Here is a 10,949-nt window from a genome sequence, read left to right on the forward strand (position 1 = left end):
TTATGAATGAATTAGATTACAGCCCAAGTTTACTATCTGCTATAAAATCTGCAAAATCGCTGGCAATTCAGGACGGGCACAGTACTTATGGCGTTGCTCATTTGGCTTATGCATTATTATTTGAGCCGACTGGATTAGTAGAAGTATTAAGAACACTTTCTAAAGACGTAGAATATATAAAAGAATGGTTTGATGTTAGAAAAGAAGTTTATACTTCTGCTCAAAAGAATGATAATATAGTTATAGCAGACACAGAAGTTGAGAATGTTTTTTCAGAATCGAATTTCAATAAAATCAGATTGGGTTCAGATTATATCGATGCATTTTGCGTATTTATTGCCATTATTAAACCAGGTTTGATTTATAGCGATAAGCAAATTGATGGATTACATTTAAGCGATCAAGAGCTTTTTAAGCATTTTGGTCTTCGAAACGCTCAGAAAAGTTTTAGTTTAGAAGAAGATTCAGAAAGTCAGGAAGCTTTTGAAATCAACTATTGTGATTTACTATACAAAAAAAGCATAATTGAAGAAGGAAGCACTATAATTGGTAGAAATAAAGAAGTAAGGCTGATTCTTGAAAATATAGAACGATATGAAAATCAAGGGATTTTATTAATAGGAGAGTCCGGTATTGGCAAAACCAGTATCATAAAAAACCTTATTTATCATTTGCATCAGACAGATCTTAATTTTTTTGAAGAAACATTGGTATTGTCTTTAAACACGGCAAAACTTGTAGCCAACTGCAGCAGTGAAAATGAAATTTCGAAAAAGCTTATCGAAATTTTCGAAAAGTTAACTAAAAACGGAAAGAGCATTCTTTTTATTGATGACATTCAGGTTTTGCTCAATTCTTCGAACTCAAAATCAAATTCAGTAATCAATATTATAAATACGCAATTGACGGAAGGCAATGTCAATATTATCGCCTCAATTGATTCTGATTCGTATAGAAAATCAATAGAAGGAACAGCAATAAGCGGAAAACTTGAAAACATTTTTATAGAAGAGTTAGAATCGTCTTTGTTGGTAGAATGTTTGAATATTTATAAAGAAAAACTAGAAAAACATTATAAAATCAATATTGATTCAGAAGTTGTCCAAGAGGCTATTCATTTATCAAAACGGTTTTATAAAGAGAAAAAACTGCCTTATGGAGCTATCGATTTATTAGACAGAACAGCTTCGTCTGTAATCGTTTCTAATGCAAATTCATTAGTCGAAATTCTAAAAATAAAAGAACAAATAAAAGATTGCAGTCCAAGTGATGAATCAAAAATAAATCTAATCAAAAAAGAGATTTATAATGGAATCAGTTGTATTGTAACGAGTAAAATCAGTGCGGTAGAAAATTCGAAAAACGCTCAAAAAGAGGAAGTCACTTTTGAAGATATCGAAAAATTAGCAGTTGACATTGAAGCGATTGCAAAAGAAAAAATCACAGTCGTTACAAAATCTGAGATTTTGGCCGTTGTTTCTAATGCAACTGGAATTCCATTGGGTAAAATAAGCGCAGGCGAAAAAGAAAAACTTCTTACGATTGAAGATAAATTGCAAGAAAGAGTAAAAGGACAAGCGCATGCTATAAAAACACTGTCTGAAGCCATAATAGAATCACGAAGCGGTCTTAGTAATCCGAAACAGCCAATTGGTTCATTCTTTTTCCTAGGGCCAACGGGAACTGGAAAAACAGAATTGACAAAATCATTAGCAGAATTGCTGTTTGATGATGAAAACGCCATGATTCGTTTTGATATGTCTGAGTTCAAAGAAGAGCATTCGGCTGCTTTGTTATATGGAGCGCCTCCTGGATATGTAGGTTATGAAGAAGGAGGTATGCTGGTTAATAAAATCAGACAAAAGCCTTATTCTGTTGTGCTTTTTGACGAAATCGAAAAAGCGCATGCTTCTGTTTATGATGTGTTTTTGCAGATTATGGACGAAGGAAAGGTTCATGATAAATTAGGGCGTGAAGGTGATTTTTCTAACGCAATCATCATTTTTACATCCAATATAGGCAGTCACTGGATTCAGGAACAGATAGAAAACGGTCATCTGCCAACTTCAAATCAATTGATTGATATTATGAGCAATCATTTTAGGCCGGAGTTTTTAGGCCGTTTAACAGAAGTTGTTCCATTTGCGCCAATTAACATCGAAATCGCAAAAGCTATTTTTAAATTGCATCTTAAGCGTTTACAGGAGCAATTAATCGGCATCAAAAATATCTCATTTGATCTTTCTGAAGAAGCTCTAGAATATTTGACAAACAAAGGATTTTCTAAAAAATATGGCGCCAGACCGATTGCAGGGACTGTTAGAACGTATCTGAAAAAAACAATTTCAAAATTAATTATATCAGAAGCCATACTTGAGAATGAAAGTATTGTTTTGGATATAAAAGAGGATGAATTTATTTGGGAAAAGAGATAGGTTATGGAACAGGATATAACGGTTTTAAAACACCAAATAAATTTTAACCTCAGAGCAGAGTTTATTTTTTATGAATTGCAGAAGAATCTCGAAAATCAAACGGAGGTTTTTGTAAAACATAGAGGACTTGCAAAAAGGAGTAATTCTAAAGATGCCATTGATTTATCATCGATGCTGTATCAGGAAAATAATGGAATTACCAAAGAAGGACTGGTGTTGCATCTTGCAAAAAACAGCATTTATCATAATTTGCCAGAATTGCTTTTTCACCCTTTGTCGGTTAGTAATCCGACAATGTCTAATAAAGAAATTGTTGAGGCAGTAAAAGCAAATAGAGAAGTAGAAAACGAGGCGCTAAATTTCTTTATGCCTTTTGATAACGAATTTTTTACTGCGCATGCGAGCTCTGCAGTAAAAAGCCTTCATTTATTTAATGATAAGATTGATTTGTTCCTGAATATCATTGATGAATTGATTTCGATAGAATTTGAATTGTCTAAAATCCAAAAAAAGAACTTGTTTATCTTTTTATGTGAGTCGGATAAACTGAAGGAAAATCTTCCAGAATTAGAGAAAGTCTTAGAAATGCTATTAGAGAATCAGGTAAAGCTAAAATACAAAAGGCATGTATTTAATACTTCTCCGTTTCTAAAGCTAACTGATGGAATGTTAGGATATGATTTAGGACTTTGCGGTGCAGTAGAAAGCGAAATAGACGATATAGAAGTTTCTTTATATTTTGACGGAAATGTTGACTATTCTAATGTAGATCGAAAGATGAGGCTTACCCGTAAAGTGCTGGAATATTTTATTATAAGCAACAGAAGAATTGATATTGTATTTTATAACAATTACCAATTGGGTATAAAATTGAATGAGAACTATTTAGGGATTAATACCATATTATAATTTAAATAATCATAAGAGAAAAACCGATTGCATGAATACACTTTTACCCTTTTTTTTAAAATACCTACTGGCGCCATTTCTTGTACTGATTATCACTTTGATAATTAGCCAGTTTACAAACATAAAAATTAAGACAAAACCAGCGATTTTGTTTGTTTTAGTTTTTTCATTGATAACAGCTTTACCTTGTTTGTTTGCTTTTTTTAACAATGAGTTTATTTGGATGGGATTATTGTTTTCTGTCCTTTATTATTCAACGCTGGGAGTGGCATTGTTATATTACATGAATACCTCAATGTTTCAAAGCATCGGAATTCAGGATAGTGTACCCGTAAAAATCTTTCTTTTTTTAATTGTTACCATTCTTTCTTCCTGGATCTATTATTTAGCTTTTACTTACATCACAATATCCAATTACGCACACGTAAGTATGCTAAATGTGTTGTGGATGTTTGTTCCTCTGTTTTTTGTAGAATCCAAGAAAAAATTCCTTCAGATTCCTGATCCTTTTTATGAATTCTGGAGAGTCGGAAATGACCGCAAAGACTTTGATTATTGGGACAATGTCGACAAATTTAGATTGATGCAGGTATCTATTAATATTAAGAAAAAAGTAGATTCTGAATTCTTCTCAAAATTTGATGTAAAAATTTCGAAAGATGTCAACTTAGGAAATTGGTTTGACAAGTTCATAGAAGATCAGAACTACAGATTTCCAAACGATGCTATCGAATCTAGCGGAGATAACGAAGATACGGGCTGGATATTCTACACGGCCAGATATTTTAACTATCCGTTGTTTATTAGGAATTTAAGTCCCCTCCAGACTATTTCAGAAGGAAAAATCAAAAATAAACAAATCATTTTTGCAAAAAGAGTCGCATTGAGTAAATACCAATATGACTTAGAAGATTAAACTAAAACATAACCCAGATCTAACATCATAAATTAATCATGAAATCAAAAATACATTTACCAATTAACTGGACAGATGGTGTCAAGTTAACCAAGGATCATTTTATAAATAGCTACTTTAACTATGTAACCATTGTTAATGATTACAATAAAGTTCATTTAAACAATTTTAATTATGGATGCATCGCTTCTGCGGGAAGCAAATCTATTGATATTGATATTAAAATTGAAGGAGGACAGTTGGTCGCCTATTTGAAAAAATGCGATTTGATTGTTAAAAACGGGCACTTAATTTCGTTTAATCAAGAAGTTTATGGTACAAAACTGCCAGAAGCCAGCATAAATGCAAATGATATTGATAGAAATTCTTTTGAGCAATATTATGTGCTAGTTTCTGTAAACCCTTTTGAGATGGTTCCTGTAGGAATTCCTGACCCAGAGATGATTCCGTTGCATCATCCACATGTACTTCCTGAAATAAGACTACACATTATCAATAAAAAAGATATAAATGATAATTTTTTAGAAGGTTATTTTTTAATTGTAAAGAAAATAGCTTTTCAAAATGGAAGCTTTGTTGAAGATACAAAGTATATCGTTCCGGTAGTAAAAACAAAGAATAATGAAGTCTTAAATGAATTTATTTCTAAGGTAAATAATGAATTGTATCTGCTGAATGATTTTTCGATAAAGATTCATAAAAAGAACGAAAAAAGTATATCAAATAACAAATTGGTTTCGAATACATTTAAATTGTGTTCGAAAATAATAGATTATTATGCAGATCATAATTTTTATTTTAAAAACATAGCCGCCGAAGAATCACCGGTTTATATGTTTGATAGAATAATTATTTTGGCGAATCATCTTTTGTCTGCCTTGACGCTTATGGATGATAAGGAAAAAGAATTATTGCTGCAGTATTACTACGAATGGATGGATGTTAAGCCATCTGAACTAATAAGTGTGATGTTTGAGGCAAAAAGTGCAGTTTATGATCATAATGATATTGCGCAAACTCTAGAAAAACTAAATCAATTTTTAGGAGTTTTAAAACGTTTATTGCAAAAATTAAGTGAGCTTGAACATATTGGAATCAGAAAAGAAAGCATCGTAATTAGCGAAGAAACCAAAGCAAGTCCGCAAAGAAACAATACATGGTCAATATTAGATTAAAACCAAACGATGAAACCACTTAATTCCACCAAGATAAGAACCCAAAAGCGCAAGTTTTACATCATGTTTTTTGTAACATTCGCTTTTATGTTTGGCTGTCTGTCTATCACTTTGCTGACTGCAGACAAAGGAGCTGCAGAATTAGAACAGAAGTACAAGTACTACAATACCATTGTTGTAAAACAAGGCGAAATGAATTTGTTGCTGGACGAAATTTTAATCGAGGTTAACGATTTGAGATTTAAAGACAGAACGCTAAACGAGCGTAAATATCTTCAGTCTTTGATAAACGAAAAAAGTCTTGAAATTAAAAATGAAATCCGAAAATCTAAAACTGATTTAACAAATTCATTCAGTCTGTACGAAGAGTTTTTGGTAGAACTCCAACGCATACAGACTAGAATAGATGTTCTAAAAGAAGATGAAACAAGTTATAATATCAATAAAGTTCAGCTTGAAAAGTGCATCGAAAAACACAACAAGGAAAATATAAAAAAATAGTTTTATATCATGAAAAAAGCAATAGAATTAGATGAAACCTATTGGAAGAAACTAAAATTTAATTTAATATTTATCATAAGTGCTTTTGCAATCTATATTGGTGTTACAAAATACTTGTTTAAAACGCCTAGTTTTAATAACACAGATATGCTTAATAGGATTGATGATTATGAAAAAATGCAAAGAATTAAATCAGAATATGCGGGTAAATCTAAACTGATTTTTAAAACTATTGATACAATTAAATATGATATCAATCAAGTGCAAAGAATAGATGAAGTAAAACGAAGCATTTCAGATTACAAGCAACTTTATAAAGATAATGAATTTCATTCTTCGTATAATTTCTGTTTAATCGGCGGTAATCTTTTAAATGTTTTTTTAGAAATTAATTTAGAACAGAGCACCGTGAAAAAAAACGATACACTGATACAAAAAAGTCTTAACGAATGTAAAGCAAATTTTAAAGATGAACATTAAAAATAGAACAGTCGTTATACTATTGCTCTTTGTTGCCGCAATTTTAATTGTAGTAGCATTGGTTTTTCCTTTTAATAAAAAAATCAGTAATCTAGATTTTTCAATAGTTGATGCAAATGACAATCATCAATATGAGTTAAACGAAAAGCTATCCTTCAAAATAAATGACAATACTTTAATATCTGATAAAAAAGCTGTTTGGTATTTTGGTAATGGCGACTCAATTGTAAGTAATGAAAATGTAGAGTACAAGTATGAAAAAACGGGAAAATATCTAGTAACGCTTAAGATTGACAACAAATTTGATTTTTCAAAACAAATAAACATCGTCAACGGAAGGAGAATGACTGCAAAGGATTCTATTCCGAAAATATTCTGTGAAGAGTTTGGATATGTCGGCGAAGAAATTGTGTTTACCGCATATTCGCCGAGTTCTAATAATTGGTATTGGGAGTTTGGAGAAACAGGAACCATCGATTCTTATGAGAAACAAGCTATTTATGTTTTTAGCAAACCTGGTATTTATACAGTAAAACTAGAGACCGACAAAACCAGATATCCTATTACGAGAGAAATAGAGATTTTTCAGTTATACGAACCATTTAAGGAGCCGGAAATTGTTGATTCTGTAGGTATTGTGATAAACGATATTAAAAAACGACTTCAGATTATTGCTAATCTCAGCACAAGAGATACAAAATTGTATAAAGAGCAGGTCAATTATATCAAAAAGAAATATATCTGTAACGATCTTTCAGATGTAGTGGTGGTGGTAAACGAAGAAAAGTATAACGATTTTTTAAGTTACTGTCAAGGGCTTCATTATTTAGACGGAAATGCCACAATAATTCAAGATGTAAAACTGGATACCATAAAATGCTTTAAGCAGATAAATATTACCCAGAAAACTAAAAAAACAAAGTAATATAATGAAAATTAGTGCTTTAAAAAGCTATATTTTTTTGATGTGTCTGGTAATTACAAATGCTGTTACCTCACAGGTAAGAAATAGCACAACAATTGCCACAAAAACAGAAAAAAATGTGAATACCTATGGCAATGAACCTCAAAAGGAAGAAGAGAAATCAGAACTTAAGTTGGTTTTTTCGGATAGGAATGACAATAATATCTACGAAGGACCTTTTGGATCTAAAGTAAAGAGTAAAGTGAATATGCTGCTGCCAATGTATGTAATAGATGAAAATAAAAACTATTACGAAGTTGTTGTTGCAGATAAAAAACTTGTCGGCAAGCCAAAAGGAACTTTGTCAATTTTGCGCAATAAGAAAAATCACTTTGCAAATGCTAAAGAAGTGCAATATTTAGGCTGGATAAAAAAAGACAATCTTTTAGAATACAGCAGAGCAATGCAAAACCAGTACAACTTAAAGTATGTAAAACATTTTGTTGCTTGTAATACGGTTGACAACCTAGTTTCTAGTGCTGTCAATGTCAAAAAAAATGTACTGCCATTAAAAAATGATCCCAATTTAGAATCTGCTTCTAAAAAAAATGTCAAGCTAAATGATTTTGTTTATGTTTATAAAATAAACCATACGACTAAGGCAGCTTTTGTATCCAATTTTGATGATATAATGGCTAAAGACACTGCCAATCTTAAATATGGATGGATTCCGCTGCAATATTTAAATCCGATAGAGGATGACTGGGTTGTAAGGTTGAACAATACAGATAAATTAAAGCTTTCTTCTGGGAAAATTGTTTTTGAGGCTAATGAATTGTTTAAAAACACATTTTTTATTAATGAAAATCAGACTAATAAATCAATTAAGTTTGATAGTCCAATTCAAATCATGCTGCCGCTAAATATATGGAATCATGAAAAAAATAAGATAACAAATTTAAAAGGAGATGATATTAGCATAAAAACAATCGAAAATATAGCCGTTCAAAGTAAGACGATTAATTTTTATTATGTTTTTGAAAATAATAATTCGACAAGGCCTTATTTAAAAAAGACTCTTTCGACATTGCAAAACCTAAAGCTAACCATTAGTAACGAGGCGTATGCTAATTATAATTTTACGTACTCTTTTATTGCTAAAGGAAAACCAAGAAGTTATTATTTGATAAAATCAAAGTCTTTTTCGGAATGGTTTGAGCTAATTGAAAAAAGTGTCAAATATCCAGAAGAAATTACTCAGGATAATGTTTTGCCTAATAATGACAGTAATATTAGTCAGTTTTTGAGTTCGGAAACTAGTTTTGAAAATAACTTTTTTATTCTTGCAGGCCTAAATAATGGTTCTGTGAATACAGTGTTGCCGAATAATTTTAAAAAAATGGCAGAGAATAACTCAAAGCTGTTGTTCATTATTTTCGGAAATGAAAATACTACTGATAGTCAGGATTTTATTCTTCAAAGTAAAATGTATTTGAATGAAGCCAGTAATGCGAATAAAAAGAATATTCAGAATTATTTCGTCGATCCGAGACTAATTGTTAAAAATGATGAGTTTACGTATAACGGAGAATACGACAATGCTTTTATCTATGATGCGCCTTTGAGAAGTAATTTTAACGGAGGTATTATTTTTCCGAAATTAAATGGAGAATTAACTCCAGAGACTATAAATAAAGCGATAGATAGTGTTATAATCAAAACAATAAAAACCAATAACGGATTATTAAGATCACTTACGCAATATAAAAATGAATTTAGTTTTCTGAGGAGTCAGCCAAGTCAAAAAATAAACGATCTGATACAGAATAATTCAGAGGAAGATAAGGCAAATAAATTCATTCCTAAAAACTATGTAAGCGAAAGTTATGTCATAAAAGCCAGAGAGCCGCTTGATGGTATTCTGGAAGACAAGATTAATATCCTGCTTACAGAAAATGAGATTAGTCAACTTCTCGAAAACTACAGGGAATTGATCAGTAAAGATTATACCAGAGAAAATATCAATAGAATTGATGTTGAAAATTTTAAAGAACAATGTAGTTTTTTTATTGAAAGCATCAAAAAGACAGAAGCAATAAAATCTCGTAGCTCACTAGCAGAACTGCTTTATTTTAAAACCAGAGTTTTTGTAAATAACTCCTACCTTCATGAAATAAGAATTAAGGATATTAGAAAATTCAAGAGAGTGCCAGAAGAGTTTAAATCTATTTTCGTGTTCCTAAATAGTAAATTGGAAGTGCTGGAAAAAATGCAGCGAAATAATGCCTTTGAAGTTTTCAATGACGAAGCGGAGATAAAATATTACTACATCCCCAAAAAACTTTTACTATAACAGTATGACGGAAATTATCACTACTGGAGAACCAGTCAAACATTTGCACGAGATAATATTGGAATTGTTTTATTTTGAAAGCAAAGATAAGCCTTGTGAAATGACAAAAAGGGAAATTTTATGGAAATTAAAAGATCCCAGCATTACAGAATATCAAATAGAAGAGGTACTTAATTGGATGGTACATCACAAAAAACTAAATGAAAGTTTAGGCGTCTATACCTTAGACCGCTTTGAACTTATGGATTTAGAAGAAAAACTTAAAAACGAAAGATTGAATAAAGAGAATAGACAAGAACCTATATTTTTTACTAATTATAGTACCATCAATAATATACAAAATGCTGTAAAACCAAAAGCACTCGATGTATTTGTGCAATATATTCTGCCAACATTTTTATTTTCTTATATCGTTTTTATATTTTTTCTCGTAAACAAACTCAGTAACAGTTTTCAAGTGAATAATCCCACAACCGAAAATGTGAGTGAGCTAACGCTTAAAGAACCTAAAACAGGTGTAATTAGGAAAAAAAAGGCTTTGTCGGATAAGGAAGTAAAAAGATTATTTTCGAATCAGCATCAAAATATCCTATACCTTAACAAAACAATTGATTCACTTCAAAAGCAGGTAAACAAAATAAATGAGATTCAGAGTGAATCGACTGAATCGATTAACAATCAGGTCAATACACTGCAACCGCAGGTAAACGCTATATTATTGCATATGACTGTGGTGCTTTTGGGCTTTATTTTATTGTTTTTCATAAAAAACATTATTGGTTAGTGCGTAACCTCAATCTATTTTTGTGAAAGGCAGGGATTTGTATGTAAAAAAATCCGGATTTATTATCTAAGAAGTATCTCCAAAGAGTCAAATTTGCAGCAGTTTTGAATTAATAGTTTTTTCCTACATGCTCTGTGATAGCCTAGAACTGCATTTTAATATTTTTTATGAAAAATAGTACGAAGTAATTTGCAAATGTTAATTATAGTTGTATATTCGTACAGAAATTGATTGCGAATCCCCCTCATCTTCCTACAAGAAGCAAATCAAAAAAAGTACGTTAGTACAAAAAAGAGGTATTCTAAAATCAGTTAGGATGCCTCTTTTTTTTGTTAATACTAGTCAGACAATTCAAAGAGGATTCTAAAAAAAAGATTTTTTAACAATTTAATTATTTTTATTATGGCATTTAAAGCAATTTTAGAATTCGAAGGAAACGAGTACCAAGTATTATTCTCAAAAGTTGATATGTTGAGACATACAGACGGAAAA

At 30.9% G+C, this 10,949-nt stretch carries 9 protein-coding genes; all 9 read left to right on the forward strand.

Annotated elements, in window-relative coordinates:
- The first annotated feature begins 2 nt into the window (after positions 1 to 2).
- Genes ACFFLS_RS18695 through ACFFLS_RS18735 form a run of 9 tightly spaced genes read left to right on the forward strand, consistent with a single transcriptional unit; the run spans position 3 to position 10,457 of the window.
- Positions 3 to 2,435: an AAA family ATPase gene (locus tag ACFFLS_RS18695; RefSeq protein WP_379682439.1), complete on the forward strand. Its 2,433-nt coding sequence runs from the start codon at positions 3 to 5 to the stop codon at positions 2,433 to 2,435.
- 3 nt (positions 2,436 to 2,438) lie between these two features.
- Positions 2,439 to 3,344, forward strand: a complete 906-nt coding sequence (locus ACFFLS_RS18700) for a hypothetical protein (RefSeq protein WP_379682438.1) — start codon at positions 2,439 to 2,441, stop codon at positions 3,342 to 3,344.
- A 31-nt stretch (positions 3,345 to 3,375) separates the two neighbouring features.
- Positions 3,376 to 4,260 (forward strand): TssN family type VI secretion system protein, encoded by an 885-nt coding sequence (locus ACFFLS_RS18705; RefSeq protein WP_379682437.1) that lies wholly within the window; start codon positions 3,376 to 3,378, stop codon positions 4,258 to 4,260.
- Between the two features lie 38 nt (positions 4,261 to 4,298).
- Positions 4,299 to 5,435: a hypothetical protein gene (locus ACFFLS_RS18710; RefSeq protein WP_379682436.1), complete on the forward strand. Its 1,137-nt coding sequence runs from the start codon at positions 4,299 to 4,301 to the stop codon at positions 5,433 to 5,435.
- A 9-nt stretch (positions 5,436 to 5,444) separates the two neighbouring features.
- On the forward strand, positions 5,445 to 5,936 hold the full coding sequence (locus ACFFLS_RS18715) for a hypothetical protein (RefSeq protein ID WP_379682435.1): 492 nt from the start codon (positions 5,445 to 5,447) through the stop codon (positions 5,934 to 5,936).
- A gap of 9 nt (positions 5,937 to 5,945) precedes the next feature.
- Positions 5,946 to 6,416, forward strand: coding sequence for a type VI secretion system TssO (tssO, locus tag ACFFLS_RS18720; RefSeq protein ID WP_379682434.1), 471 nt, complete (start codon positions 5,946 to 5,948; stop codon positions 6,414 to 6,416).
- Complete coding sequence (locus ACFFLS_RS18725) at positions 6,406 to 7,341, forward strand: PKD domain-containing protein (protein ID WP_379682433.1); 936 nt, start codon at positions 6,406 to 6,408, stop codon at positions 7,339 to 7,341. Before tssO ends, ACFFLS_RS18725 begins: the two co-directional genes overlap by 11 nt.
- A 4-nt stretch (positions 7,342 to 7,345) precedes the next feature.
- Entirely contained in the window at positions 7,346 to 9,673 is a 2,328-nt protein-coding gene (tssR, locus tag ACFFLS_RS18730; protein WP_379682432.1) for a type VI secretion system protein TssR domain-containing protein, read from the forward strand.
- Between the two features lie 4 nt (positions 9,674 to 9,677).
- Positions 9,678 to 10,457 (forward strand): DUF5457 domain-containing protein, encoded by a 780-nt coding sequence (locus ACFFLS_RS18735; RefSeq protein WP_379682431.1) that lies wholly within the window; start codon positions 9,678 to 9,680, stop codon positions 10,455 to 10,457.
- The last annotated feature ends 492 nt before the right edge of the window (positions 10,458 to 10,949 follow it).

It is taken from the genome of Flavobacterium procerum (genome assembly GCF_042431625.1).
In the GTDB taxonomy this organism is placed as follows: domain Bacteria; phylum Bacteroidota; class Bacteroidia; order Flavobacteriales; family Flavobacteriaceae; genus Flavobacterium; species Flavobacterium procerum.

Bases quoted from the DNA above. Each gene is read 5' to 3' on its own strand.
- ACFFLS_RS18695 (WP_379682439.1), top strand. From the start codon at position 3: ATGAATGAATTAGATTACAGCCCAAGTTTACTATCTGCTATAAAATCT.
- ACFFLS_RS18700 (WP_379682438.1), top strand. From the start codon at position 2,439: ATGGAACAGGATATAACGGTTTTAAAACACCAAATAAATTTTAACCTC.
- ACFFLS_RS18705 (WP_379682437.1), top strand. From the start codon at position 3,376: ATGAATACACTTTTACCCTTTTTTTTAAAATACCTACTGGCGCCATTT.
- ACFFLS_RS18710 (WP_379682436.1), top strand. From the start codon at position 4,299: ATGAAATCAAAAATACATTTACCAATTAACTGGACAGATGGTGTCAAG.
- ACFFLS_RS18715 (WP_379682435.1), top strand. From the start codon at position 5,445: ATGAAACCACTTAATTCCACCAAGATAAGAACCCAAAAGCGCAAGTTT.
- tssO (WP_379682434.1), top strand. From the start codon at position 5,946: ATGAAAAAAGCAATAGAATTAGATGAAACCTATTGGAAGAAACTAAAA.
- ACFFLS_RS18725 (WP_379682433.1), top strand. From the start codon at position 6,406: ATGAACATTAAAAATAGAACAGTCGTTATACTATTGCTCTTTGTTGCC.
- tssR (WP_379682432.1), top strand. From the start codon at position 7,346: ATGAAAATTAGTGCTTTAAAAAGCTATATTTTTTTGATGTGTCTGGTA.
- ACFFLS_RS18735 (WP_379682431.1), top strand. From the start codon at position 9,678: ATGACGGAAATTATCACTACTGGAGAACCAGTCAAACATTTGCACGAG.